At 63.3% G+C, this 24,720-nt stretch carries 22 protein-coding genes; 16 read left to right on the top strand and 6 right to left on the bottom strand.

Translation table 11 applies throughout. The features are described 5' to 3' along the window. Nucleotides 1–138: 138 nt before the first annotated feature. From FV139_RS05355 to FV139_RS05375, 5 genes are all read left to right on the top strand, one after another. Nucleotides 139–1,176, top strand: a complete 1,038-nt coding sequence (locus tag FV139_RS05355; RefSeq protein WP_213004029.1) for an ABC transporter substrate-binding protein — start codon at nucleotides 139–141, stop codon at nucleotides 1,174–1,176. Beyond that, nucleotides 1,173–1,994: an ABC transporter ATP-binding protein gene (locus tag FV139_RS05360; protein WP_148067238.1), complete on the top strand. Its 822-nt coding sequence runs from the start codon at nucleotides 1,173–1,175 to the stop codon at nucleotides 1,992–1,994. The genes FV139_RS05355 and FV139_RS05360 overlap by 4 nt, the downstream gene beginning before the upstream one ends. Further along, nucleotides 1,981–2,754 (top strand): ABC transporter permease, encoded by a 774-nt coding sequence (locus tag FV139_RS05365; protein ID WP_148067239.1) that lies wholly within the window; start codon nucleotides 1,981–1,983, stop codon nucleotides 2,752–2,754. Before FV139_RS05360 ends, FV139_RS05365 begins: the two co-directional genes overlap by 14 nt. A 134-nt stretch (nucleotides 2,755–2,888) precedes the next feature. Continuing rightward, a complete protein-coding gene (locus FV139_RS05370) occupies nucleotides 2,889–3,890 on the top strand; it encodes an isopenicillin N synthase family dioxygenase (RefSeq protein ID WP_148067240.1) in 1,002 nt (333 codons plus the stop codon). A 24-nt stretch (nucleotides 3,891–3,914) separates the two neighbouring features. Beyond that, nucleotides 3,915–4,829 (top strand): isopenicillin N synthase family dioxygenase, encoded by a 915-nt coding sequence (locus FV139_RS05375; RefSeq protein WP_148067241.1) that lies wholly within the window; start codon nucleotides 3,915–3,917, stop codon nucleotides 4,827–4,829. A gap of 53 nt (nucleotides 4,830–4,882) precedes the next feature. Here the strand turns inward: FV139_RS05375 and FV139_RS05380 are convergent, their stop codons facing one another. Then, entirely contained in the window at nucleotides 4,883–5,299 is a 417-nt protein-coding gene (locus tag FV139_RS05380; RefSeq protein WP_148067242.1) for a group II truncated hemoglobin, read from the bottom strand. Nucleotides 5,300–5,525: 226 nt separating this feature from the next. Here FV139_RS05380 and FV139_RS05385 point away from each other — a divergent pair, with 226 nt between their 5' ends. Both FV139_RS05385 and FV139_RS05390 read left to right on the top strand, forming a co-directional pair. After that, nucleotides 5,526–6,092 carry a L,D-transpeptidase gene (locus FV139_RS05385; protein WP_148067243.1) on the top strand — a complete coding sequence of 189 codons (567 nt, stop codon included), beginning with the start codon at nucleotides 5,526–5,528 and terminating at the stop codon, nucleotides 6,090–6,092. 89 nt (nucleotides 6,093–6,181) lie between these two features. Further along, nucleotides 6,182–6,469, top strand: a complete 288-nt coding sequence (locus tag FV139_RS05390; protein WP_148067244.1) for an Lpp/OprI family alanine-zipper lipoprotein — start codon at nucleotides 6,182–6,184, stop codon at nucleotides 6,467–6,469. A 30-nt stretch (nucleotides 6,470–6,499) separates the two neighbouring features. On the opposite strand, the gene FV139_RS05395 is transcribed toward FV139_RS05390, so the two are convergent. After that, entirely contained in the window at nucleotides 6,500–7,408 is a 909-nt protein-coding gene (locus tag FV139_RS05395; RefSeq protein WP_187276413.1) for a L,D-transpeptidase family protein, read from the bottom strand. A gap of 127 nt (nucleotides 7,409–7,535) precedes the next feature. Between FV139_RS05395 and FV139_RS05400 the strand changes: the two genes are divergently transcribed. Both FV139_RS05400 and FV139_RS05405 read left to right on the top strand, forming a co-directional pair. Further along, entirely contained in the window at nucleotides 7,536–8,213 is a 678-nt protein-coding gene (locus FV139_RS05400; protein WP_148067246.1) for an AzlC family ABC transporter permease, read from the top strand. Further along, nucleotides 8,210–8,521 carry an AzlD domain-containing protein gene (locus FV139_RS05405; protein WP_148067247.1) on the top strand — a complete coding sequence of 104 codons (312 nt, stop codon included), beginning with the start codon at nucleotides 8,210–8,212 and terminating at the stop codon, nucleotides 8,519–8,521. Before FV139_RS05400 ends, FV139_RS05405 begins: the two co-directional genes overlap by 4 nt. Before the next feature lie 6 nt (nucleotides 8,522–8,527). On the opposite strand, the gene FV139_RS05410 is transcribed toward FV139_RS05405, so the two are convergent. After that, nucleotides 8,528–10,858: a diguanylate cyclase domain-containing protein gene (locus FV139_RS05410; RefSeq protein ID WP_148067248.1), complete on the bottom strand. Its 2,331-nt coding sequence runs from the start codon at nucleotides 10,856–10,858 to the stop codon at nucleotides 8,528–8,530. A 213-nt stretch (nucleotides 10,859–11,071) separates the two neighbouring features. Between FV139_RS05410 and FV139_RS05415 the strand changes: the two genes are divergently transcribed. The 5 genes from FV139_RS05415 (at nucleotide 11,072) to FV139_RS05435 (ending at nucleotide 17,158) form a co-directional block, all read left to right on the top strand. Continuing rightward, on the top strand, nucleotides 11,072–11,899 hold the full coding sequence (locus FV139_RS05415; protein ID WP_213004030.1) for a M90 family metallopeptidase: 828 nt from the start codon (nucleotides 11,072–11,074) through the stop codon (nucleotides 11,897–11,899). Between the two features lie 114 nt (nucleotides 11,900–12,013). Next, nucleotides 12,014–12,466 (top strand): DUF4334 domain-containing protein, encoded by a 453-nt coding sequence (locus FV139_RS05420; protein ID WP_148067249.1) that lies wholly within the window; start codon nucleotides 12,014–12,016, stop codon nucleotides 12,464–12,466. A gap of 6 nt (nucleotides 12,467–12,472) precedes the next feature. Next, complete coding sequence (locus FV139_RS05425; protein WP_148067250.1) at nucleotides 12,473–13,582, top strand: NAD(P)-dependent alcohol dehydrogenase; 1,110 nt, start codon at nucleotides 12,473–12,475, stop codon at nucleotides 13,580–13,582. A 76-nt stretch (nucleotides 13,583–13,658) separates the two neighbouring features. Then, nucleotides 13,659–15,698, top strand: coding sequence for a rubber dioxygenase RoxA (gene roxA / locus FV139_RS05430; RefSeq protein WP_213004031.1), 2,040 nt, complete (start codon nucleotides 13,659–13,661; stop codon nucleotides 15,696–15,698). A 131-nt stretch (nucleotides 15,699–15,829) separates the two neighbouring features. Continuing rightward, nucleotides 15,830–17,158, top strand: a complete 1,329-nt coding sequence (locus FV139_RS05435) for an MFS transporter (protein WP_148067251.1) — start codon at nucleotides 15,830–15,832, stop codon at nucleotides 17,156–17,158. Nucleotides 17,159–17,172: 14 nt separating this feature from the next. Here FV139_RS05435 and FV139_RS05440 read toward each other — a convergent pair whose 3' ends face one another. Together FV139_RS05440 and FV139_RS05445 are read right to left on the bottom strand one after the other, a co-directional pair. Then, the gene (locus tag FV139_RS05440; RefSeq protein WP_148067252.1) at nucleotides 17,173–19,743 is read right to left on the bottom strand and encodes a LuxR C-terminal-related transcriptional regulator; all 2,571 of its coding nucleotides are present in this window, start codon (nucleotides 19,741–19,743) and stop codon (nucleotides 17,173–17,175) included. A 68-nt stretch (nucleotides 19,744–19,811) separates the two neighbouring features. Next, complete coding sequence (locus FV139_RS05445) at nucleotides 19,812–21,935, bottom strand: molybdopterin-containing oxidoreductase family protein (protein WP_148067253.1); 2,124 nt, start codon at nucleotides 21,933–21,935, stop codon at nucleotides 19,812–19,814. 206 nt (nucleotides 21,936–22,141) lie between these two features. Here FV139_RS05445 and FV139_RS05450 point away from each other — a divergent pair, with 206 nt between their 5' ends. Continuing rightward, nucleotides 22,142–22,708, top strand: coding sequence for an outer membrane beta-barrel protein (locus FV139_RS05450; RefSeq protein ID WP_148067254.1), 567 nt, complete (start codon nucleotides 22,142–22,144; stop codon nucleotides 22,706–22,708). Between the two features lie 7 nt (nucleotides 22,709–22,715). Here the strand turns inward: FV139_RS05450 and FV139_RS05455 are convergent, their stop codons facing one another. Next, nucleotides 22,716–23,903 (bottom strand): acyl-CoA dehydrogenase family protein, encoded by a 1,188-nt coding sequence (locus FV139_RS05455; RefSeq protein ID WP_148067255.1) that lies wholly within the window; start codon nucleotides 23,901–23,903, stop codon nucleotides 22,716–22,718. A gap of 127 nt (nucleotides 23,904–24,030) precedes the next feature. Between FV139_RS05455 and FV139_RS05460 the strand changes: the two genes are divergently transcribed. Beyond that, nucleotides 24,031–24,720, top strand: a complete 690-nt coding sequence (locus tag FV139_RS05460; protein ID WP_148067256.1) for a TetR/AcrR family transcriptional regulator — start codon at nucleotides 24,031–24,033, stop codon at nucleotides 24,718–24,720.

The following is a 24,720-nucleotide window of genomic DNA, read 5'->3' on the forward strand; positions in this document are numbered from 1 at the left end:
CGCCGGGGCATTGCTCGCACGAGTCGGTCCGGGATTGCGGCTGATGGCGAGTGGTGCAGGTTTCGAATTCCTTGCTCCCCGCCTTCATTCCCCCTTCCGCACCGGTTGAACCAATCACTGTGAGTAATGGAAGGTGAGATGATAAAAACGAATTCCCTGATGCTGCGTGTGTTGTCGCTGCTGGGGCTGTGGATGCTGGGCACTGCAGCCGCGGCGGCGGACAAGGTCAATTTCCAGCTGGACTGGATGCCGGGTGGCGACAAGGCGCCGGTCTATGTGGGCGTCCAGCAGGGCTTTTTCGCGGCAGAGGGGTTGGAAGTCAAAATCGCCCAGGGGCGGGGCTCCACCGATTCCCTCACCCGCCTTGCCACCGGGATCTCCGATATCGGCCTGTCGGATATTTCCGCCCTGCTGGCCGCCCGTGCTCGCGACGATGTCGGCGTGTCCGCCGTGATGAGCGTGTTCAGCCAGGCTCCCCACGCCTTCTTTACCCTCTCGGATAGCGGTGTCGATACGGTCGCGAAGGTGGCGGGCAAGCGCATCGCGACGTCGGCCTTCACCTCCTCCAACGTGTTTCTGCCGCTGCTGCTGGAAGTGAACCATCTCGATGAGAACGACATTCGCCTGATCAAGGCGGACGTGGGTGCACTGGGCCCGATGTTGATTACCGGAAATGCCGACCTGGTGATTTCCTGGGTTACCGATCGCGAGAAATACCAGGCCCAGGCCAGCGAGATGGGGCGCACCATCAGCATGCTGCCCTGGTACCAGGCCGGCATGGATATTTACGCGACGTCGCTGGTTGCCAGTGACCGCTTCCTGCAACAGCGGCCAGAGGTGGCGCGGCGTTTCATGCGGGCCTATCTCAAGGCTATCGCCTATACCTGGGCGGAGCCCGAACGTGCCGGGGCCATGGTCGAGGCCATGGTGCCCGAAGTCGATGCCGGGGTGGCCACGGCAACCATCCTGACCATGCGCGACCTGGTATTCAATGACGCCAGCGCGCGCCTGGGCCTGGGGGCACTGGACCCGGCGCGCCTGGCCGAGACCTGGCGCTGGGTTGCCAGGGCCCAGGACCTGGACGAGTCGGCGTTCGACCCGGAGACCGCCGTCGCTCGCGAGATCATGGCGGGTGTTGTTCCGGCGCAGCCAGTAAAGGAAGAGGTGACACCATGAAAGCCCATGTCCAGTTTGACCGCGTCAGTCACAGCTATCCCGCTGAATCCGGCGCGCCTGTCGAGGCCCTGCGGGACCTGAATTTCAGTATCGAGCAGGGCGAGTTTGTCGCCGTTCTTGGCCCCTCAGGCTGCGGCAAGTCGACCCTGTTACGTTTGCTGGCGGGGCTCTTTCCCGCCACCAGTGGCAGCGTTTCGGTATACGACTGCCCGGTCAGCGGGCCCCAGGAAAATACCGGTATCGTGTTCCAGAAGCCGACCCTGCTGCCCTGGAAGAACGTACTGGATAACGTGCTGTTCCCGATCCGCTACAAAGCCGGCCGACCCGGCGCCAGGGACATCGAGCAGGCGAAGTCGTTACTGGAGATGGTGGGGCTGGCCGATTTCCAGAAGCACATGCCGGACCAGCTTTCCGGCGGCATGCAGCAGCGGGTAGGGATCGCCAGGGCGCTGCTGCTGGATCCGGAAATACTGATCATGGATGAGCCTTTCTCCGCGCTGGATGCCCTGACCCGTGAGGAGATGGGCTTCGACTTGCTGCGGATATGGCGCCAGCGCCCCAAGACGGTGCTGTTCATCACCCACTCCATTGCCGAGGCCGTGCTGCTGGCCGACCGGGTGCTGGTGCTCAGCGAACGCCCGGCAACGCTGGTCGAGGAAGTGGCGATCGAACTGCCCCGGCCGCGGTCCGCGGACACCATCCACGAACGTGCATTCGCCGATTACACCCAGCGTTTGCGAGAGCTCATTTACCAGCCGAGGCTGACCGTGGTGCCCGGCGGCAAGCAGGATCAGGGAGGCCACCATGCCATCGCTTAATCGCACTGTGCGCCGGGCACTGCCCGTGTTGACACTGTTGAGCCTGATCCCCCTGTGGGAGCTGTGCTGCCGGCTGTTCGAGGTACCCACCTTTGTGCTGCCGGCTCCGTCCGACATTGCCCGGGCATTCGTCGAAGTCGAACCGGCGCGCTGGCTGGGCCACCTGTGGGCGACCCTGCGGGTGGCACTGGCGGGCTTCGCCATCTCGCTTGCCATCAGTATTCCACTGGCGGTGCTGATGGTGCGCTCGCGCTTTCTGTCGCAGACCCTGTATCCCCTGCTGGTGGTCATCCAGTCCACCCCCATCGTCGCCATTGCGCCCCTGATCATCGTGCTGTTCGGCACCGGTTGGGCACCGCGGCTGGCCATCACCAGCCTGATCACGTTTTTCCCGCTGGTGGTGTCGGCTACCACCGGGATGCTGGCTACACCGCAGGAGCTCATCGAGCTGTCCCGTTCCCTGCGCTCGTCGCCAACCCGTGAGATCTGGTACGTGCGCCTGCCCTACGCAATACCGCACCTGTTCAGCGGCATGAAGGTGGCGGTCACCCTGGCCATTATCGGCGCGGTGGTGGCCGAGTTCGTGGCGGCGGAGGAGGGGCTGGGCTATTTCGTCCAGTTCTCCACTTCGTATTTCAAAATTCCCCAGGCTTTTGCCGCGCTGCTGTTTCTGTCGGTGGTCAGCCTGGCACTGTTCAAGGGTGTGCAGTTACTGCAGGCCCTGCTGTTCCGCTGGAGTCTTCCGCGGGACAAAACCTGAGCGCCGCTCCTGATGGCTGCGACGACAGGTAAACGGACCGCCCGGGCGGTCCACAACGGAGTAGAAGCGGCAGGTCGATACCCGGCATTGCTCCATCGCAAATGCACGTGCAGTAATGCACAAGGAGCAAAACCATGACTACAGAAACAGGCAGCAACGCAGTGTCGCTCAGCGAACTTGAGCTGGAGCGAAGCATCGGGGGAATGGGAGAAGAACTGGGCGATGCGGTCATTCCGCTGATCGATATGTCCGACTTCGACCAGCGCAAGCTGGAGATCGCCGACCAGCTCTGGGAGGCGGCGACCGGGGTGGGATTTTTCCAACTGGAGAACCACGGCTTGCCCCAGTCCGAGATCGATGCCGCTTTCGATGCCTCGGCGGATTTCTTCGGCCAGGCAGAGAGCTTCAAGGCGCGCTACCCACTCAAGGAGGGGCAGAATGCCGGCTGGGAGTACCAGGCCCAGGTGCGCCCGTCAGTGGGGGTGGCGGATCGCAAGGAGTCATATCAGTTGACCCTGCCGCGGATGGACGGGCTGTGGCCCGATGAGGAGATCCTGCCGCGTTTTCGACCGGATGTGCTGAACCTGGAATACAAGGCCTGGGAGCTGGGTATGCGGGTGTTGAGCTGCTTTGCTCTCAAGCTCGGATTCGAAGAGGACTTTTTTACCCGCGCCCATGATCGGGAGCAGGCGGACTACCAGAGTACCCTGCGCCTGCTGCACTACTTGCCGGTGCCGGAGGGCGCGAGCCTGCCTGCCAATGCCTGGCGGGCCGGCGCCCACACTGACTTCGACTGCCTTACCATGGTGTTCCAGAAGACCGGGCAGGGCGGTCTGCAGGTGTGTGCGGGCAAGGATGCCGCCCGCAGTCAGTCCTGGGCGCCGGTGGAACCACGGGACGGTATTCTTACCTGCAATATCGGCGATATGCTGATGCGTTGGAGCGATGACCGACTGAAATCGACCCTGCACCGGGTGCGGATGCCCCGTCCGGGGGAGTACGCTGGCTCGCGCTACAGCATCGCCTTTTTCTGCCAGGCCAACAGCGGGGCCGTCATCCAGGGTCCGCAAAAGGTCTATGAGCCGATTACCGCCGCGGACTACCTGCGTCTGCGCCTGCAGGCCAACTTTGGTTGACCCGTTCAGGGGTAAGGACACCGTATGGACATACCCGTTGTTGATTTTTCCACCTATGACCCCGCCTCGGCGGGGGCGATCGAGGCCCTCGCCCGTCAGGTGAAGGCCGCCCTTGGTGAGACCGGGTTCATGACGGTCATCAATAGCGGTGTTGATGAAGCGGCCATCAGCGGGGTGTTCGCCCGCAGCAGTGCGTTTTTTCGTCGTGACAGTGCCTTCAAGGAACGCTTCCTCTACCGTGACGCGGGGGAAAACTTCGGTTACCAGGGGCTGGGGATGGAGAGCCTGGAGCCCGGCAAGCCGGGGGATCTCAAGGAGTCCTTCACCCTGCGCCTTAATAAAAATGCGCCCTTTGCCGACGAGCGCTGGCCCTCAGCCGAATTCCGCGACACCGTCACGGCGTTCTACGGCGAGTGCACCGCGGCGGCGAACCGCATGCTTCACGTCATGGCCAGTGCATTCGCGCTTGCGCCGGACTATTTCAGCTCGACGGTGGGCGGCGAGAACGTCGCCCTGCGCCTGCTGCGCTATCCCGGCGGACAGGCGGTCGAGGAGGGCGGGGAACAATACGGTGCCGGTGCCCATACTGACTACGGGATTCTCACCCTGCTGTTCCAGCGTGATGTGGGAGGGCTGGAAGTGCAGGATCAGCAGGGAAACTGGCAGGCAGTGCCCTGTGTCCCGGGTGCGGTGGTTATCAATACCGGAGACCTCATGGAACACTGGACCAATGGCCGTTTCCGCTCCACGCTGCACCGTGTCAGGCCCATGACCACCTCACGGGAACGCTATTCAGTGGCGTTTTTTGTCGATCCCGACAGCGCGACGCTGGTCGATGCCCTGCCGGCCTGCGTCGACGCGGCCAACCCTCTCCGCTATGCGCCCATTACTGCGGGAGAGCATATCCGGCGCAAACTCGAACGGACACACAATCACTGACGCGAGGGGGTGCCACAGGGGAGGCGGCTGAGGCGCCCCCGGGCGCTGCCGTCTCAGCCGACGGCGATGACCCCGTCAGCCAGGGGAGTGCCACTTTCCTCCCGATTCTGGATGGCGGCGGCAATCCGCTGCAGGGGAATCTCGAGCATTTGTTTCAGCTCTTCACTGGCCCCCGTTTGCGCCAGGGCCTGGTTCATGCACCACAACCACTCATCGCGTTCCACCGGGCCGATCCGGTAGGGGGCGTGGGGTTCGGTCATGCAGACCGAACCGTACTTGTTGGCGTACAGTGGCGGCCCGCCCATCCATCCCGTCAGGTATTCCGCCAGCTTTTCCTTCATGGGACCCAGGTCGGCGGCATGCATGCGCCTGATGGTGGCGGCTTCGGGCGCGCTGTCCATGATGTCGTAGAAGGCATTGCAGAGCTCGCGGATACCCGCTTCGCCCAGTAGTTGATAGGGTGTGCTCATGGTCTGATGTCCGGGTGAGCCCGGCCTGTGTTCGAATGCCCTGTGTTTTTAGCATACTTCGCCCCGGCAGGTCTCATTGCGGGCTCAATCTTCCGCACCAGCCCGGGTATTCCTGTGGTTATTGGACACGCCGTCCTCTCCATAACCTGTGTACCATGGGCTCAGTTGCTACACCCTTATTTGGCGATGTCTGTGCGAGGCAGGCCATCCAGATGTGCGAGGTATTATGTTCCGCCTGACTTGCTGTGCACTGTTGCTCTGGTGCTGCGCCACGCTGGTGCCGCTGGCCCGGGCCCAGGATTCCACCGGAGAGGAGGTATGGATTGCCGTGGACACGGCGGCACTGCGGTTGTCCGTCATGCGCGGCAAACACACCCTGCGTCGGTTCGACAATATAGCCATCGGCAGCAACGGGGTGACGCGGGACAAACGCCGCGGTGATGAGAAAACCCCCCTCGGGGAGTTTCACCTGACCGAAATCCGCACCAGCGAGCGTTTCGACTGGTTCCTCGGCTTCGACTACCCAACCCTCGCTATCGCCGAGAGGGCCTGGCGCAAGGGCGGCATCGGCGATGGGGCCTATGCCGCCATCCGCACGGCCTGGCGGAGCGGGGAACCCCCGCCCCAGGACACTGTACTCGGGGGCCACCTGGGGATACACGGCCTGGGGCGCGGCAACCTGGAGGTGCACCTCACGGTGAACTGGACCAATGGCTGCATTGCCCTGACCAACGAGCAGGTGCTTGAGCTGGTGGAACTGGTGTATCCCGGCACCCGGGTAACGGTCTATTGAACTGTTTCAATCCGCTGTGGACTATACTGTGGGAGCGCTGCGGGCTGAGCCGCTGGCGCCCGATCAATATCAAGAATGGAGATCTGTTTATGCCCGGTAAATTCAAGACCGCCGTCCTGCTCACGTCCGCTGTTGCCTTTGCGGGCCTCACGGGCTGCGCTTCAACTTCGGACCTGGAGGCCCTGCAAGCGGAAGTGCAGAAGGCGAACGATACCGCTGCCAAGGCCGCTGCGGACGCGGCCGCCGCCAAACGTGATGCCGCCGATGCCAAGGCGCTGGCGCAGCAGGCGAACAGCACCGCCCAGCAGGCCAATACCACTGCCAGCGAAACCAGCGAAAAGCTGGACCGCATGTTCAAGAAGTCCATGTCCAAATAGCCTCTGCCCGCCCTCCCGGCGGACGGGGGCTCAGTCCAGGGATATCCTGACCGGTATGCCTGTCTGGGCCTCGATTGCCGCCTGGATGGCGCGGTTGTCGAGCCGGACCCAGCGTCCGGTTCGCGCCCCCTCGATGGCACTGGACACGGCCTGGGTCAGCAGCCCCGGGTCGTCCCGGTCCTCCTCCAGTGGCGGATGTACCTCCAGATAGAGCACGTCGTCGAGCCAGCCAGCCTTGGCCGGTTGATTGACGATATGCACGGGGGTGTTGGCCGCTACCAGCGGGAACAACTCCTCAATGTCCTCCGGCAGCATCCTCACGCAGCCGTGGGAGACCCGCATGCCAACGCCAAAAGACTTGTTGGTGCCGTGAATCAGGTAGCTGGGCAGTGCCAGGTAAATGGCGTAGTCCCCTAGCGGGTTATCCGGGCCGGGCGGTACCACCCTGGGCAAGGGGTCGCCAGCTTCGGCGTGTTCCTTCCTGACGGACTCTGGCGGCGTCCAGGTGGGCCCTTTCTTTTTCGATACCACCCGGGTTTTGCCCAGGGGGGTGGCCCAGTCCATACGGCCGATACTGGCGGGGTAGGTGTGCACCTTCGGGGCTTCCCCCTCTGCCGCTTGCGGGTAGTAGTACAGGCGCATTTCCGGGAGGTTGAGTACCAGTCCGTGGTAGGACGCAACCGGCAGGACAAATTGGGAGGGGATTACCACCGGTGTGCCTTCGCCCGGCAGCCAGCGGTCCACATCGGGGTTGGCGCGCAGGATTTCCTCCTGGCCGATGTCCAGCAGGCGTGCAATATCCAGCAGGGTATCCTCGTGCCGGGCGGGCACGGTGACGGTTTCGCCGATGAGGTCATCACCTACCGGTGGCAGGGGGTAGATCGCGGCGCTGGCGGGCAGGGCGAACAGGAGGCTCAGGGCCAGGGTAAATCGAAACATGGATAAAACTGCTGGCAGGTGGCTTGCGGGATGGAATCCCGGTCGTTGTTTGCTTCTCGATACCCATGATAGCGGGGCACCCGGCACAGAAAAACCCGCCGTCCCGTTTATCCGGTAGACTTGCGCCATGAGTGCAACACGTACCGTCATCCGCCAGGGCATTATCGACGGGCTGCCGATTTTCCTGCCGGCTGTCCCGTTTACCCTGGTGCTCGCCATTGCGATTCTCGAGTCCGGCATGCTCCCCTTTGTCGGTTGGAGCAGTTCGCCGGTGGTTTACGGCGGTGCCGCGCAACTGACCCTGATCACCCTGCTTGGGGACGGTGTCGCCATGGCGGCCGCGGTCACCGCAGCCCTGATCGTGAATGCCCGGCACCTGATGTACTCGGCGGCAATGGCGCCGACCTTTCAGCGCCAGCCGGGCTGGTTCCGCTGGCTTGGCTCCTACTTTCTGATCGACCAGGTCTTCGCCCTGGCCATCCCGCGAATCAACGACGATCCGCACCTGTTCCGCGCCTATTACCTCAGCGTGGGGCTGACCTTCTGGGTCTGCTGGCTGGTCTTTACCGGGGCCGCGCTGATCATGGGGCCGGTCATTCCCGAGGCCTGGGGGTTCGGCTTTGCAGTACCCGTTATGTTCATGGGCCTGCTGGTGACGGGCATCGACCGCTGGCACAAGGCCGCTGCCGCCCTCATTGCCGCGTTGGCCACCCTGCTGGCGGCTGATCTGCCACACCGCGCCGGCCTGCTGGTGGGCGCGGTGGCGGGGGTGCTCGCGGGCCTGATTCTGGATCGCCGCCGATGAGCGCTCTTATCGCCATTGTCATCACCGGTCTCGGCACCTATTTCAGCCGGGCGGTGTTCATCATCGCCCTCGCCAACCGCCATATCCCGCCCCAGTTGCGACTGGCCATGGAGTACGTGGGCCCCTCTGTCATGGCGGCACTGGTAGTCACCATGCTGGTGACGCCGGAGGGCGAGGTGGCACTGGGTGCGCCGGAGGGGCTGGCGCTGCTGACGGCGGCGCTGGTGGTGTGGCGAACCCGCAATCACCTGCTCACGATTGTGTTGGCGATGACCGTATTCTGGAGCCTGCGGGCGGTGCTGGGTTAACCGGGGTCAGAGGCGGGAGGTGCGTGCCTCTCCCTGATCCATTTCGTTGGTGCCAAGCTGGCGTATGAGTTCGATGAAATGCCAGGGCGCGAGCATCGCCGCCGCCTGCTCGGCGGTGAGGTCTGAGGCGAACAGCGCGCCGCTCATCTGGCGTACCCCCTGCGGTGCCAGGTAGTGGTAGTCACTGGCCTCGGACACCCCTTCTGCAATGATGTCCCGGTTCAGGCTGCGCGCCGTACTGATCAGGGCGCGTACCGCCCCGCTGTCGGTCTTTTCGCTGTACTGGGGAGCCAGTTCCGGCGCCAGGCTGAGAGTGGTGATACGGCTGTCGCAAAACTGCTGGAGTGAGGCCCGGCCCTGGCCGAAGCCGGTCACGCTGAGACACACTTCCGCTTCCTGCAGTTCGGTGATCAATTCGCCAAACCGGCCTTCGGCCAGTACTTCCTCGCGCAGGTTCAGTTCCAGTTGCGTCACCGGCAATTTGCTGCCGATCAGCGCCGAGGCCAGCTGTTCGCTGATGTCGGGGCCGAGCTGGCTGGCGCGCAGGGTTATCCGTAGCCGCGGAGCCTGTCGGGTCGACGCGCTGAGCCTGGCAACTTCGGCACAGGCGGTTTCGAACTGCCAGGCAGTCAGTGCCAGGGCCAATTCCCGGTCCCGGTTCGAGCCATCCCATACCCACCAGCCGTTGTCGTCGTCTTCAGCGGCGGGGGCGGGGCAGCAGACCGTGCAATCCAGGGCGACTACCGACCCCATGACAGTATCGACCACCGGGGTGTAGCGCAGGCAGAGGCGCTTGTCCTGCAGGGCCTCGCGCCAGTGCGCGTCGGTGTCGGTTTCCTGTTGCGCTGCCATCAGGGCAGCGGAACAGATCGCAACAGGCTGGGCCGGGTTCTGCTTGGCCACCTTGAGCGCTACCGCGGCACCCTTGAGCAGGGCCTCGGCGGAGTCCCCATGCTGAGGAAAACAGGCGACGCCAATACAGGTTTGCACGGCGACGCTGCGATCATCCACCGTGAGCGGCTCCTGCAGGCGCTTGACGATGCGCTCCGCCACCTGCTGCGCAGATTCGGGCTTGTCCAACTGGTTCAGCACCACGGTGAATTCGTCCCCGCCGAGGCGGGACACACTGATATCGTGCTCGCTGCCATCGGTTGTAGCGACCGTATCGCTGTCCCGGACACACTGCTTGAGCCGCCCCGCCACCTCCCGCAGCAGCAGGTCGCCTACGTGGAATCCCTCCAGTTCGTTGATCTGGCGAAAGTTTGCCAGGTCGACATGGAGCAGGGACAGGTGCTGCTGGGAGCGGCGGCTCAGGCGCAGCAGCAGGTCCAGTTGTTCGAGAAACAGCTGGCGGTTGGGCAGGGTGGTGAGGTGATCGTAGTAGGTGAGACGCTGCAGTTGCTCGCGGGACGCCGATACCGCTTCGCTGGCCCGGTTCAATTCCTCGTTACTGCGGGAGAGCTGGCTGGTGCGCTCCTCGACCTTGCGGTTGAGCAGGTGTTTACCGGTCTCCAGTTCCTGGGTGTAGCGGCCGAGGCTGTCCGCCAGGCGGCGCAGGGCGTGATTGAATTCGCCGCTGGCCCCATTGCCACCTTCCGGCAGGGTCACCTCCTGCTCGCGGTTTGCCAGGTCGTCGACGATCCGGGTGGCGCTGCGCAGTTGTTCCTGCTGGCGCAGGCCAGCCACCAGCAGGGCGCCCGCTGCCAGCGCGGCCAGTACCATCCAGCCAGTCACCAGCCCCAGTACGAGAGGGCGGTTCACGGCGCGCAGGGCCTCGGGATCGATGGTGAAATCCACGTAGCCCATCACAATGTCACTACCCGGGCCGCTGGCGCGGGTGACGGCCTGGACAAAGTCCTGCCCGGTCAGGCCCTTGGCGTCGTGATTGATGCGGGTGATGACCGGCAGGTTGAGGTGAATAGTGGCGCCACTGCTGAGCAGGGTGGCAAACCATGAGGTGCCCTTCAGGCCGCCCTCGTCATCCAGTCCCTGCAGGACCTCCGCATTCAGCGAAGCGCTGCCACGGAGTTTGTCGAGGTCGGGGGGGCGTCCCGCGGGGTGTCCGGCCATGTGGTCGCCGAGGCCACTGTAGACATCGGCCCTGACCACCGCGGGGTGGCGGGTGAGTTCCTGCAACTGGCGCTGCAGGGCGGGAGCCTGTTGGGTGTAAATCAGCCACTGGAGGTCTGCCCGCTGGTCTACCCGGGTGTGGGCGCGGGCGGTGATGTCCTGGAGTTCCTGCTGGTAGAAGACGCGCGCACAGGCTGCCCCCAGAACCAGGCTGCTGACAAGTACCACCGCCATAGCGGCAAGACGGGTTCGTGTTGTAGTGGTCATGCCCCGACCGCGCGCGGCGCCTGTGGCGCTGCTGTCCCCTTCCCTCGGAATGCCCACACCGCAACTGTCCTCAGCACGGGCCTGATGCCCCCGACGTTAGCATGAGGCCTGAACCGGGTGCAATCACGATGGACCGGTAGCGGTTGGGAGGGACTTCACGCTGCGCTACACTGCGGCGCCTGAACACGCTGTGGAACACGGGAGAGGCAGGGCTTGAGTAACGGATTGTGGCTGGCGCTGATAGTGGCCATTCTGGGGCTGGCCTACTGGGCCAGTAACGCCATTCCACGCTGGCGGTTTGAGCGCGCAATGGCCCGCCCGTTCCCGGAACACTGGCAACAGACCCTGGAGAGCCTCCCGCTGTATTCCCGTCTGGAATCCTCCCTGCAGACGGAACTGCGCCACAAGGTCCAGGCCTTCCTTTATCGCAAGCGATTTGTCGGTTGCGAGGGACTTGCGGTCACTGACGACATGCGGGTGACCATCGCCGCGGAAGCCTGCCTGCTGGTCATCAACCGCCCCAGTACGCTCTATCGCGATCTCAAGTGGATCTACCTGTACCCGAGTACGTTCCGCAGTAAACAGCCAGAGCGCAATGAAATCGGGGTGGTGTCAAAACCGGAGGGCAGCCTGTTGGGGGTGTCCTGGAGCAACGGCCGCGTGGTGCTGGCCTGGGACAGCGTGCAGCGGGGCAGTGCCGATTTTGAAGATGGCCACAATGTCGTACTGCACGAGTTCGCACACCAGCTGGACCAGGAGGGCGGCAGTGCCGATGGTGCTCCCCTGCTGAACAGCCGGGCAGCTTACGGGGTGTGGTCAAAGGTGTTGAGTCGCGAGTTCGCCGTTCTGCAGCGGGAGGTTGAGCGCGGCCACCGAACGTTGATTGACAGCTATGGAGCGACCAACCCGGCGGAATTCTTTGCCGTGATCACCGAACTGTTTTACGAGCGCCCCGGCGCCATGCAGGCTACTCATCCGGAACTGTACGCCACCCTGATGGATTACTTTCGGGTTGACCCGCGGCAGTGGCACCGGGGCTGACCCTGCGACTGTCACTTGTGCTAGCTGGCGCGCACTCTACTGCCTGATTATCCTGATTTTCCTGCAACTCCCCCCGTAGGGGATACCGATAATCACAAGGAAAAGGGTCTACCCGTGAGCGCATCTCATCAATTTGCCGAGCTACGCGACAGCGACAGCACCGTGGCCATCGGATTTCTCGAAGCGTTTTTTGATTCCCTGCCCGCTGTGCGCCGGGAAGCCATGTTCGGTCGCTGGCAGGGTGGCTGCTTCAATACGGGGCATCCCGGCGAGGGCATGCTGGACAAGCTCAACTGGTGCGGCAAGCAGTTCAACAGTGACAACGACGTGAACCCGATTATGGTCCGCAGCGCTGATGGCGGGATGGAAGTCAGCGACATCATGGGGCAGGCGCAGTTGCGCATGGTTGAGTACCGCGGTGTGGTGACGGCCACCATGGCCTACGATGACAAGCCGATCTTTGATCATTTTCGCGCCATCGACGACGATACCCTGCTAGGTGTAATGGACAGCAAGGGGCACGAAATTCCCTTGTTTTTCTACCTCGAACGCTGCCCCAGGGGCTAGACACCCATGAAGATTACCGCTGCGGTTGTGCGTCAACCGGGGCACCACTTCGCCCTGGAAAGTTGTGAACTGCAAGCGCCCGGGCCGGGGGAGGTACTGCTCGAACTCGAGGCAGCGGGTATCTGCCACACGGATCTCGCCGCCAGTACGCAGGTGTGGCCGGTGCCTCTACCTGCCGTACTGGGCCATGAAGGGGTTGGCATTGTTCGTGCCGTGGGCGAGGGCGTGGAAGCATTCGCGCCGGGTGATCGCGTGTTGCCGGGCTTCGGCAGTTGCGGTCAGTGCCGCAACTGCCATGGCAATCAACCCGGTTACTGCCAGAACGGTGCCAGTTTCCAGGTTCATGGCCGGCGCCTGGACGGCAGTACGCCGCTGTACCTGAACAGCGAACCCATCACGGGCCATTTCTTTGCCCAGTCTTCCTTTGCTACCCATTGTGTGGCGTCCACCCGCAACATGGTGCGTCTCGACCCGGACCTGCCGCCGGCACTGATGGCGCCACTCGCCTGCGGGGTCCAGACCGGCATGGGCGCGGTGCTGCTGGCGCTGGATGTGCGCGAGGGCCAGGCCATTGCGGTGACCGGTGTTGGCACCGTGGGACTCGCTGCGATCATGGCCGCGCGCATTGCGGGCTGTCGCCGTATTGTCGCCGCGGATATCAACCCGGAGCGCCTCGCGCTGGCGCGGGAGCTGGGGGCGACGGATACCGTCGATACCCGCGAAACACCGCTGCGGCGCAGCCTGCTGAAACTGGGCGGTATGGACGCTGTCGTCGATACCACGGCAGTCCCTGCGGTCATTCGCGAAGCGCTGGAAGGCACCGCACAACGCGGCACTGTGCTCTGTGTCGGTGTATCCCGCCCCGGTGTTGAACTCCATCTCGACCTGGCTGGTCTGACGCTGGCCGGGCGCTCCGTGCGCGGTTCCATCGAAGGTGATGCCGATCCGCGCAGTTTCGTACCGCGCATGATCGAGTACTACCGTCAGGGGCTGCTGCCCCTCGAGAAAATTGTCACTGAATATCCCTTTGAGCGGATCGACGAGGCGGTGCGCGACACCGTCGAGGGGAGGGTGGTCAAGCCGGTGCTGAAAATGCCGGCTCAAATTAGTCCGTAGGGACGATATCAAAGGCGGCGGTAGCCGCTATCTTCACGGAACGTATTGCGACTATAAACAATAAGGAGGCAACACGATGTTCCGAACTTCGGTGCGCAGCGCCTGTGCTGCGTTTTTTGGAGCCTTGACAGTAGCGAGTAGCGTTCAGGCAGTGCCTGATAACGCCCGCCCGCTGCTCGACCAGGCCGCGATCCGGGCACCTTTCAGCGCGGCCTGCGAAGGCCAGCACGATTCGGTGCCCCTGCCCGTCGACCCCCGCACCCTGGTGGTTGAGGGTGTGAATTCCAACCCGGATGCGGCGGTGCAATTCAACGCCTTCTGGGTGGACCTGCACGAACCGGGAGAGGGCTTTCTTCAGGATATCCTGCCCCCACGGCCGCAAAACTGTGGCGAATTCCGGGCGGCGGTGGAGCGCGGCCGATACAACCTGACCCGCAAAACCTATTTCCAGCCCTTTATCACGGCAGCGGCCTACAACAAACTGTGGAGAGTGTGGGACTACCCCTGGCGCCCGTCGGACTTCGAGGAGCAGATCGAGAAGCGTTACGGCTACTACAAGGCGCCCTGGAACAATCCCTATCCCCTGCCCTGGGAAGACCCCAACAAGACCGACGGCGGTAGTGGCCAGTTGCCCCTCGGCATGGTGCAGGACCGCGACGAGAACGGTCGCTACACCGGGCTGATATCGGTCACCTGTTCCGGCTGCCACGACTCGCGCCTCGGCAGTGAGAGCGAAGCGTACTTCAGCTGGGGTCGTTCGGCGGATTCCAACGACGCCGGCCTGGTCCAGTCGGATTTCTTCCAGGCCAACGTGGTAACGGCACCCCTGCAACTGGCGCCCATCCCCTGGAGCACAGGCCGCGGTACCACCGATGCCATCGGTATTGTCGATCTGTTGCCGGCCCTGTTCGACGTGGAGACCATGCAGCTCTACCCCAGCCTGCTGGAATACTTCCCCAGCCACGCCGGCGGTATGTCCAAGGCGCCCCACTGGTACCACCGGGCCTGGAAATCCCGCCAGTTCTGGGATGGCGCCCTGACCTCCGACAACGTGCGCTCTGAGCTGGCCTTTGCCATGGCCAACGTGCTGAAGACGGGCCAGGAACGCCGCGCGGTCTACCCGGAATTCGAGGACAACAACCTGTTCATGATGTCCCTGTCGCCCAAGCCTTACCCGGGTGAAATCGACCTGCAACTGGCCCGTGAGGGCGCGGTGCTGTTCCACGAGCGTGACCTGTGGGCCGATGGCGCCAATGCCGATATCCCCAAGACGCCCGGTAATGGTTCCTGTGCCAGCTGTCACGGTGTCTACTCGCCGCGCTACGCCCACGATACGGACTACCTGCCCGACCCTCGCCTGAAGGGAGTCTCCGGGGTGATTACGCCCACCGAGACCATTGGTACCGATCCTGCGCGGGTCGGCCTGATGGAGGACGAGCGCAAACGCCGCGCCTGGGACACGTCCTGGCTGGCCTATAACGAGTTGAGTCCTGATCACGATGGCTACAATGACGACCTGATCACCAGCGAACTGCGCCGGATTCCCCGGGCGGCCTACGACCGCGGCGAGGGTCCGATCTTCTCCCCGGAAGGCCCCAACAGGTGGATCGATCCCTTCGGCTATGTGGCCAGCCCGCTGTACGGTGTGTGGCAGAACGCGCCCTTCTTCCACAACGGTTCTGTGCCGGACCTGTGGAGCGTGTTGCAACCCGAAGGCAACCGGCCTGATATCTGGAAGCGTCGCTACAGCGATCCCGGTGTGTTCGGCAAGAACAGGGGCTACGATTTCAGCTTCGCCTCCTACGATATGGACAAGCTGGGCTGGAAGTATGAAGAGGAAGAGTGCAGCAACTGGTACTCCCTGTTCAGCCCCTTCCTGCCCTGTACCCAGGACATGGCGACCATCGACATCCTGTTTGCGAATATCGCCAACAAGGCGGCCGAGTTCAATTCGCTGGCTTACCAGTCACCGCCGCCCGTCACCGACAAGCAGATCGAGTCCCGTATGATCTTCAACAGCCATCTGTACGGTAACGGCAACCAGGGCCACGACTTCGTCAAGTCCCTGACCGACGCCGAGCGCTGGGCCCTGATCGAGTACATGAAAACCCTGTAGCACAAGCTGCGGGGTACCCCCCACCAACACTGGCATTGGCCGGCAGTGGAAACTGCCGGTCTTTTTTTTTGCGATCGCTTCCACTTCGGGGGTAGGATGAAGGGCCACTGGCGGTAATGACTGGCTCTGGCATGCTTCCCCTGATCGTTCCAATATCGGCCCTGTTGGTCGGTGTGGCCCTGTTGTTGCTCGGAACCGGGTTGCTCAATACATTGCTCGCCCTGCGCGGCGACCTGGAAGGCTACTCCGCGGGCACCCTCGGCCTGATCATGTCGGGGTATTTTCTCGGCTTTTTCGTCGGCAGCCTGGTGGCGCTGAAGCTGATCCACCGTATCGGGCATATCCGTACTTTCGCCTTCTGCGCGGCCATCGCCTGTTGCACCGTGCTCTTGCACGTCCTGTTCATCAACCCCTATGCCTGGTTCGCTCTGCGAGTCCTCACTGGCGCGGTATTGGTGACCCTGTACACGGTCATCGAGAGCTGGTTGAACGGGGAGACACCGCCGGAGCAGCGAGGACGGGTGTTCGCCATCTACATGGCGGTCAACCTGGCGGCCCTGGCCCTGGCCCAGCAACTGCTCAACCTGGCTTCTCCCGCCGTTTTTACCCTGTTTGCCCTGTCGGCGATGCTGGTGAGTATTAGCCTCGCACCGGTTGTGTGGACGCGGATGCGACAGCCAGAAATTCACACCGCCCAGCGGATGCGCCTGCGGACGTTGTTTCAGATCGCTCCGGTAGCACCCGCGGGCGCCTTGCTGTCGGGCCTGGCCATGGGGGCATTCTGGGGGATGGGTGCCCTCTACGCAGGCCGCGTGGGATTCGACAGCGCCGGGGTAGCCAGCTTCATGACCTGCGCTATTCTCGGTGGGTCATTGCTGCAGTATCCACTTGGCAAGTACTCCGACTCCCACGACCGCCGGCGGGTTCTGGCGATTGTCTGCGCGACGGCTGCCCTGGTAGCGGCCCTGCTGATACCGGCGTCGGGTGCCGGGCGCTGGGTACTGCCGGTGATATTTGCCTACGGTGGCCTGGCGTTTGCGATATACCCGGTAGCAGTCGCCCACCTGGTGGATCACCTGGAGCAGGACAGTATCCTGGCGGGAGGGAGCGCGTTGTTGTTCCTGCACGGCATCGGTGCTGCCTTTGGTCCGGCCCTGGCCGGGCGCGGTATGGAGTGGCTCGGCCCGCAAGCTCTGCCGGGCTACTTTATGCTGGTGCAGCTGGCACTGGCGGGTTTCGTATTTTGGCGCCTGCGCCGGGTGGCGCAGGTCGACGTGTCGGAAGCTGTCGAAGAGGCCGAGGCGGAATCGTCGTCGACGTTTGTGCCCATGCTGCGTACCTCGCCCACGGCCCTGGAACTCCGCCCCGACGAGCACGTCGCGGCGGAGTCCGGGGCGGCGAACGGGGAGCCGTATGAAGAGCCGAATAAAGAGGCCGAAACACCGTCAGATATCCGGTGATGGCGGCGCTCAATTCAGTTCAATAGCCCGTGTTTGCGAGCTATCGCTACCGCTTGCGTGCGGCTACTGGCCGCGAGCTTGCCGTTGATATTTCGCAGGTGAGCACGCACGGTGCTGACCGAGATGAACATGCGCTCGCTGATTTCCTGGTTGCTGAGCCCTTCCGATAGTAGCGCCAACACCTCGAGTTCACGATCAGTAGGATGCTCCTGCAGCCCCTCGACTTTGGGTGTCGGAGCAGGCGGGGGCCTGTTGGAGCCAGGGTCGCGACACAATACCTCCAGGAGTTGCTCACAGTCGGCTGCACCCCCAGTCTCGCGCGCAGCGGACTGCAGCAAAGGCTGCAGGATGGCTTTTTCGTCCAGCAGCAAGCGGCGGTAACCTTCCGTCCTCGCGTGGTCGAGTAACTGCTCGAATCGCCGCAGGGCCCGGGCCCTGTGGCCCTGCTGGAGTTCGGCGCAGGCCAGCAACAGGCGGAGTTTCATAGCGCGGCGAGTTTGCTGTCCTTGTTCTGCCTTGCTCAGCAGGCGGCGCAGTTCGGGTTGTAGGTCGTGCGCCGCCCCCTGGTGCAGCGCCAGTCGCAATTGCACGAGGTCGGGAGTCTCGATGTCATTGGCAAATAGCCAGAGCGAGTTGGTGTTCTGCCACCCGCTGCAGGCCCGGGCCCGGGCGAGAAACTCCCCGGCGGCTTCATACTGTCCCCGGCGCAGGGCGAGGTTGGCCCGCTCCAGGCGGGCGCTGGCCACCAGACGCTGGTTGTCGTTGTGGTAGCCGAGGTGTTCCAGCTTGGTCAGGGCCTGTAAGGCGGCGTCGATATCACCGTGCAGGAAGTGAATGCGCGCGCGCGTGCGATAGCCAACGATGAGATGGTCCGGAATTCCCTGTTCCGCCATGGCGGGCAGATAAGTGTCCAGTAACCGTACCGACTCCTCCAACTGGCCGGTTTCATACAGCGCCTCAGCCAGCAGGATGCCAATAATCGTGCTGCCGGCGCCGACTTCCCGCAGGGTGGTCTGCAGCTGTACCAGGGCAGTGCGCAGGTGACCTGCAAACAGGTGGATGACGACCTCCACACTCTGGGCAAACATCGAGGAAAACCGGTTGTAGTCCACCAGGCCTGCGATGCGGCCCTGATCGATGATGTCTCTCGCCTCGTCCGGGGCGCGATGAACCAGTAGCTCGTAGGCCAGTGATACCTGCAATATCGCGCGCGGGAACGAGGGAGAGGCCGGAAAGATTTCCAGCAGTTGTCGGGCCTCCTCCAGGGCGCCGTCGTGGCGGTCCAGGATTACCTGCAACATCGGGCGCAGTGCGGTTGCGTCACCAAACGGGCTGGCGTGTTCCCTGCGCTGGAGCAGTTCCATGGCCTCGGTGGCACTGCGGGTGAAGGCCACTGCCCAGAGGTGGGCGGTACGCAGTTGCGGCCAGGGCTCGAGCGCCGCCTCCGGCACCGAGTCGAGCAAACCTGCGACGAGGCGACTGCGGCCCTCTCCCAACAGCCGCTCGCTGTGTTGCTCCAGCAGTGGCAATGCGAATTCCAGGTCGTCCGCCGCGATCCCCAGCTCGATCGCCGGCACCACCCGGCCTTCATCCAGGTACCAGTGCGCCGCACGAGCCTGGAGCCGCTGTCGCTCTCCGGGAAGGCGGCGTTCGAGTTGTGTCTGCAGGAAGTCGGCGAACAGCCGATGCAGGCGGTAGCACTGGGGCTGGCCGGCGATCGGCGAAATAAACAGGTTGGCATTGGCCAGAGAGACCAGAATCTGTTCGCTGTGGTCTATCCCGCACACGGCGTTGCAGGCTTCCACGATCAGGTAGGGAAGTACGCTGCAACGTATCAGGAACGCCTGCACCGACTGGGTTTGCGCGGCGAAGACCTCCTCGCTGAGGTAGTCCGAGATCACCTGGGTGGAACCGCTGAAGCTGCCTGCCATGTGCTTGCGATCCGGTGCATTGCGAAGCACCTGGGCGGCGAGCCACAGGGCCACAGGCCAGCCTTCGGTGGCCTGGTGCAGGGCTTGCAAGTCACCCTGGCTGAATCGCGCAGCACAAACCGACTCCACCAGCTGGTGTGCTTCGTCCTCGCTGAAGCGCAGCTCCTCGACGCCGAGTTCCACGACTTCTCCACGTCCTCGCCAGCGCGACAGGCCCATGTCAGCAACAGTGCGGGTGGCCAGGACGACCTGCCCGCCGGGAGGCAGGTGCTCGATCAGCTGGCGCAGACAGGCGAGGACGGCGGAACTGTTGATTGCCTCGCATTCGTCGATGAACAGGGTGAAGCGGTGACGGGCTGCGGCGAGCGCGTCCAGAATCTGCAGTGTTCTATCAGAGCCAGAATATCGCTCGATGTTGCCGGTCTCTACCCCCGCCGACGCCAGGGCCCTGCCGAGGAACCCGAGAAACCGGCTCAGGTCATTGTCGGCCTGGTCCAGCGTCAGCCACGCGGTCGCAACGCCCACCTGCAGCAGGCGTCCGTAAAGCTGGGCCAACAGGATGCTTTTGCCGTAACCGGCGGGGGCCGCGGCACACAACAGTCGCGCGGGCGTTGCGGTGTCAATCGCTGAAAACAGGGAATCCCGGGCAATCACGTGGGGTAACCGCCCAGTGTGTGGCGGCGCTAGCTTGGCGACTGGTGTTGGCGTCCTTGCCACGGCGGTTAATGATCAATGGGACTTATATTGACGGTGATGCCGGTCATGTGTGCCTGGTTGGACAGCTTTTCAAAGCTGTCTGGACCATGGGGCAGTAGTCTGTTCACGTTACTGCCGGGGTGGCGCGAGGCGATGCGCAGGCCCGGGGTGCGGCTATGGCCCCAGCCGTGGGTCATGGCCACCGTGCCCGCGCGCAGCGTGTTGTCGATTGTCACGGAGGTCTCGATATCACCCCAGGCGCTACTCACCCGTATCCGTTCCCCCTCGTGCAGTTGCCTGGCGTCGGCATCTGTCGGGGACAGGTGCAGCGGGTTGTCGAGGAAGCCGTCGCGCTTGAGATAGGGGGTGTTGTGAAACCAGCTGTTCAGCATGTGATTGGTGCGCAGGGAAATCAGTTTCAGTGTGTCCGCGGGCTCTGCCGCCATTTCCTCAAACAGCGTTCGGGCGCGCTCCAGCGCCGCCCCGAACAAGGTCGGTGCGCAATTCACCCGACCGGACTCCGTTTGCAGCCATTCGCTGAAGAAATGCCCGGTCTCATGGTCGGGGAGGGGTACGCAGTGATGGTTCGCCTCGCGCAGCTTGTCGATGCTGAGTCCGGCGTAGCGCAGCATGGCGTTCAGGCGGCCGGTCGGGTCCGGTGTCTCGCTCCGATCGAAGGGGCTTTGCAGCCCCATCGCCTGTAACAATCGTCCCAGTATCCACCATTCCTCGCGGCGCTCGGCCTTTGGTGCGACTACCGCGTCGGTGTACTGGACGTGGGGAACGTATTGCATCCCGAGTCCGCAGATATTGATATCTGCCCGTTCCAGCATGTCCGTGGCGGGCAGCACGAAATCGGCCAATTCCCCGGTCGCGCTGCGAAACAGGTCGATGACTACGAGTAACTCAAGCTCCGGCATTGCCTCGCGCAGCGCATCTTCACCGCCGATGGACAGCAGTGGATTGCCCGCGATAACGAACAGCGCACGCACCGGCTCGTCCCGGTCGCGGATAAATGGCGCCAGCAGGTTGCCGGGAAGTGCCCCGCGAATGTAGCGTATCTCCCCGAGGGGAGAGTCAAAAAACGGCTGGAAATTTCCGGGAACCCGGCCGGCCCGTGCGGCGGGGTAGAACCCCAGCGAGTACAGGTTGCCGCCGCGCTGGTCGAGGTTGCCGGTCACCAGGCTCAGCATCTGCAACAGCCAGTAACACAGGGTGCCCTGACGCCCCATGTTGACTCCGGTGCTCATGTGGACGCAGGCTCGCGCTGCGCTGCCAAACTCCATTGCCATAGCAACGATGTCTTCAGCCGGCAGGCCCACGACCGGGGCGACCCTGGCAGCGGGAAAGTCGGCAACGAATGCCTCCAGCCCCTCGACATGGTCAGCGTGGTTTGCCAGCAGATCGCGCCGCCACAGGTCGGCCCGGCGCATTTCCTCCAGCAGTGCCGCCATCAGGTAGAGATCGGTGTCCGGGCGGATCTGTACCACCTCGCCGGTGCGGGGAGTGGCGGACTCGATGCGGCGGGGGTTGATGTACTTCACCTTGCCGCCGCGCTTCACCACATTGCGGAGTTCCGCCATGGGGTCGAAGATCGACATGAAGCTCATGTGCGATACCTTCGGATTTTCCCCGAACAGAAGGCAGTAGTCGGTGTTTCCCAGATCCGGAATCGGGTGCAGGGTACTGGTGCCGTAGACCGCTTCGGCCGCGGCAAATTTGTTGGCGCAATCCTGGGTGCCCGAGCTAAAGATGCGGTCGGTCCCCAGCTGGGCGAAAAAGTGGCCGATGGCCTCGCTGCCGAGGCTGTTGAATGCGGTGGGGTTACCGATATAGCCCGCCACGGCAGACTCGCCATGGCGGTCGCGAACGGCCTGGGTGCGCCGGGCGATGTCTCGCAGGGCAGTCTCCCAGTCCAGCCGTGCCCAGCCCTCCGCTGATTTGCCGATGGGGTAGTCGAGACGGTCGGGATCGCCGTGTATTTCGGTAAAGTTGATTCCCTTGTGGCAGGCGAACCCCCGGCTTAGCGGGTGTTCGCGCAGGGGAGCCAGCCTGGTCAGCGTCAGTTCGCCGCCGCGCTCCTCCAGCTCGGCCTGCAGCGGGCAGCCGGGCTCACACACGCGGCAGAACGTGGTTTTGGTGGTAGCCATGTTATGAGTCCTTATTCTCAGGAAATCTAAGCACTACAGGGCCGTTTCAACAAGCTATCGGCTCTGATAGCCGTCCCGCTTACAAGGGAATTTCGCGGTGAAATGTCGCCGTCATATTAGTGCGCCAGACTTGTGCAGGGTCCCCTGTGGACTACATTCCAGAGACAGCCGGGTGACCGGCAGATGATTGTGAGGAGAGCTTCCTTATGAAAACAGGATTCGGACTCGTGCTGGCGGGTGTGATGGCGGTGCTGGCCGCGGGTCAGGCGGTTGCAGAGGACACCGGGTTTTATGTCGGCGGCAGCGTCGGCTGGGCCTATCTTGCGGGCGAGGGAACCGACCGTATCGAAGACCAGGACTTCGATTTCAGCGATGACGATGTGGGCTACAAAGTCTACGCCGGGTGGCAGATTCTACCCTTCCTGGGTATCGAGGGAGGGTATGTGGATTTTGGCGAGGTCGAGGATACCACGCCACTGACCCGCACCCGTATCGCCACTGACGGCTGGGACGCCTTTGTGGTCGGCAACCTGCCCCTGGGTTTTATTGACCTGTTTGCCAAGGTGGGTGTCATTGCGTTCGATAGCGACCTGGACTTCAACGGCACCAATATCTCCTTCGACGACAGCGAGTCAGGTACCGAGGGCGCCTACGGTGTGGGGGCGGCCCTTGAGCTCGGCAGCTTTGCCGTGCGCGGCGAGTGGGAGTACTTCGACATCGACGGCCTCGACGACCTCTCTCTCTGGAGCGTAGGACTTACCTACCAGTTCTGAGGCGACTTCAGGTGGCGGCCCGCCTGCGGCCGCCGCCCATACCAAGCCCGAACTGGGCTACCAGGTCGCGCATGACCTCCAGTACGCCACCGCCGAAGGTATTGATCTGGCAGCGGCGATACTCCGCCTCCAGTTCTCCCTGTAGCAGCGCGCCGGCACTCCCTGCGCGCAGGTTGGCCGCTGGTCCCATGGCATCGATGAGCAGGCGATAGATCTCGATCTGGGATTCTGTGCTGAATGTCTTGATGGCGGAGGAGTACGCGGGGTCGGGCTCTTCCGTTTCCATTTTCGCGACCATGCGCCAGGTGGTCAGGCGCATTGCCTCGAGGCGGGCGTAGGCCTGTCCGAGCAGGGACTGTACCACCGGCTGGTCGATGGGGCGCTCCCCGCCGGGCTGTTGCGCCCTGGCCCAGGCCAGCGCCTCCTCATACAGCTTCCAGGCGTAGACGCCGATCGCGGCCAGGCCAACGCGTTCGTGGTTGAGCTGTGATGTGATGAGCTTCCAGCCGCCGTTGAGGTCGCCGCAGATCATGTCATTTGGACAGCGCACGTTGTCGTAGTAGGACATGTTGGTGCGTACATCGCCGACCGTATGGATCGGGCTGTAGCTGAAGCCCGGCTGTGTGGCGTCGACCATGAAAACGGAAATTCCGGCGTGGGGGGAACTGGCCTCGGGGTCGGTGCGGGCGGCCAGCCAGATGTAGTCGGCGGCCTCTGCGCTCGAGGTGAAGACCTTGGTGCCGTTGATAACCCAGTCGTCACCGTCGCGCACCGCGCTGGTTTGCAGGCTGGCGAGGTCGGTTCCCGCCTGGGGTTCTGTGTAGCCAATGGCAAAGTGCAGCTCGCCGGCGGCAATCCGCGGCAGGAAGAACTGCTTATGGGCCTCCGAGCCATTGGCGATGATGGCCGGTCCCACGGTGTTGATGGTGACGAAGGGCAGGGGGGCGCAGGCCAGTTGGGCTTCTTCGAACAGGATCATCTGATCCATCGGGCCCCTTCCCTGGCCACCGTAGGCTTCTGGCCAGCCCAGGGTAAGCCAGCCGTCCCGGCCGATCTGGCGAATCACGGATTTGTAGGCATCCCCGCCTTCATTGCCGCGGGTGGCGGCGATCAGCTCCGGGGTCATCAACTCGCGGAAGTAGTTGCGCAATTCCCTGCGCAGGTCTTGCTGCCGGGGGCTCAGTTCGAGGTGCATGGCGGGCTCGTTGTTATGGTGTGGGGCAGATTGTTGTTGAAGTTGAATTCAAATTCAACAATAATTCGGTCACGCCAAGGTAGCGACATAATTTTAATAATCAGCAGCCCGGACAGAACGAAAAGCAGTGAACCCAGCCAAGCCAGATAGCCCCCGCCGCAGCGCGCGAGGGGAAGCCGCTCGCCAGCGCCTGATGGATGCCGCCGTCCGGGTCCTCGACCGGGTGGGTTTCCACCAGATGCGCATCAAGGACGTGACCCATGAGGCGGGTGTTGCCACGGGGCTCTTCTACCACTACTTCAAGGACCTGAGGCAGTTGGTGGACGAGGTGCTCGACGCGCATATCGCCGAGTTTGAAGCGGTGGACGTGATCGAGCGGGAGGTCAGCAAGGGCGACTGGTTCAATCGGCTGCGGGCCCACTATGAAATCTGTGTGCGGGTTCATGCCGAGCATCCCGGCATTATGCGCTGCATCGCCCAGTTCAGTGCCGACGATCCCGTTTTCCGCGAGCGCTGGAAGCGCTCTTTCAATCGGCGCCTCGATCTCCTTGTGGAAGTGTTCCCCTACGTCTTTCCCGATTGCCGGCTGAGCACCCCGGAGGTGGAGTTGCTGGTGCACGGTTTGTCCGGAGTCGGCAAGGAGCTCATGGCCGAGTATTACATCGACCGGGATCCGGTGCTGCGCCAGGTGGAACTGTCCCAGGAGGCGATGGCGGAATGGCTGGCCGCGCTGTTGTACCGCGGCCTGTTTGCCTGCAACCCGCCGGCAGAACAGCTGCGCCATGCCCAGCAAATATTGACGATTCGCAGGAACTGA

It is taken from the genome of Parahaliea maris, from assembly GCF_008064665.1.
In the GTDB taxonomy this organism is placed as follows: Bacteria; Pseudomonadota; Gammaproteobacteria; order Pseudomonadales; family Halieaceae; genus Parahaliea; species Parahaliea maris.

Bases quoted from the DNA above. Each gene is read 5' to 3' on its own strand.
- FV139_RS05405 (WP_148067247.1), top strand. From the start codon at position 8,210: ATGAGCGCTCTTATCGCCATTGTCATCACCGGTCTCGGCACCTATTTC.
- FV139_RS05390 (WP_148067244.1), top strand. From the start codon at position 6,182: ATGCCCGGTAAATTCAAGACCGCCGTCCTGCTCACGTCCGCTGTTGCC.
- FV139_RS05400 (WP_148067246.1), top strand. From the start codon at position 7,536: ATGAGTGCAACACGTACCGTCATCCGCCAGGGCATTATCGACGGGCTG.
- FV139_RS05450 (WP_148067254.1), top strand. From the start codon at position 22,142: ATGAAAACAGGATTCGGACTCGTGCTGGCGGGTGTGATGGCGGTGCTG.
- FV139_RS05425 (WP_148067250.1), top strand. From the start codon at position 12,473: ATGAAGATTACCGCTGCGGTTGTGCGTCAACCGGGGCACCACTTCGCC.
- FV139_RS05365 (WP_148067239.1), top strand. From the start codon at position 1,981: ATGCCATCGCTTAATCGCACTGTGCGCCGGGCACTGCCCGTGTTGACA.
- FV139_RS05375 (WP_148067241.1), top strand. From the start codon at position 3,915: ATGGACATACCCGTTGTTGATTTTTCCACCTATGACCCCGCCTCGGCG.
- FV139_RS05380 (WP_148067242.1), bottom strand. From the start codon at position 5,299: ATGAGCACACCCTATCAACTACTGGGCGAAGCGGGTATCCGCGAGCTC.
- FV139_RS05370 (WP_148067240.1), top strand. From the start codon at position 2,889: ATGACTACAGAAACAGGCAGCAACGCAGTGTCGCTCAGCGAACTTGAG.
- FV139_RS05385 (WP_148067243.1), top strand. From the start codon at position 5,526: ATGTTCCGCCTGACTTGCTGTGCACTGTTGCTCTGGTGCTGCGCCACG.
- FV139_RS05395 (WP_187276413.1), bottom strand. From the start codon at position 7,408: ATGTTTCGATTTACCCTGGCCCTGAGCCTCCTGTTCGCCCTGCCCGCC.
- FV139_RS05410 (WP_148067248.1), bottom strand. From the start codon at position 10,858: ATGACCACTACAACACGAACCCGTCTTGCCGCTATGGCGGTGGTACTT.
- FV139_RS05355 (WP_213004029.1), top strand. From the start codon at position 139: ATGATAAAAACGAATTCCCTGATGCTGCGTGTGTTGTCGCTGCTGGGG.
- FV139_RS05455 (WP_148067255.1), bottom strand. From the start codon at position 23,903: ATGCACCTCGAACTGAGCCCCCGGCAGCAAGACCTGCGCAGGGAATTG.
- FV139_RS05435 (WP_148067251.1), top strand. From the start codon at position 15,830: ATGCTTCCCCTGATCGTTCCAATATCGGCCCTGTTGGTCGGTGTGGCC.
- roxA (WP_213004031.1), top strand. From the start codon at position 13,659: ATGTTCCGAACTTCGGTGCGCAGCGCCTGTGCTGCGTTTTTTGGAGCC.
- FV139_RS05360 (WP_148067238.1), top strand. From the start codon at position 1,173: ATGAAAGCCCATGTCCAGTTTGACCGCGTCAGTCACAGCTATCCCGCT.
- FV139_RS05445 (WP_148067253.1), bottom strand. From the start codon at position 21,935: ATGGCTACCACCAAAACCACGTTCTGCCGCGTGTGTGAGCCCGGCTGC.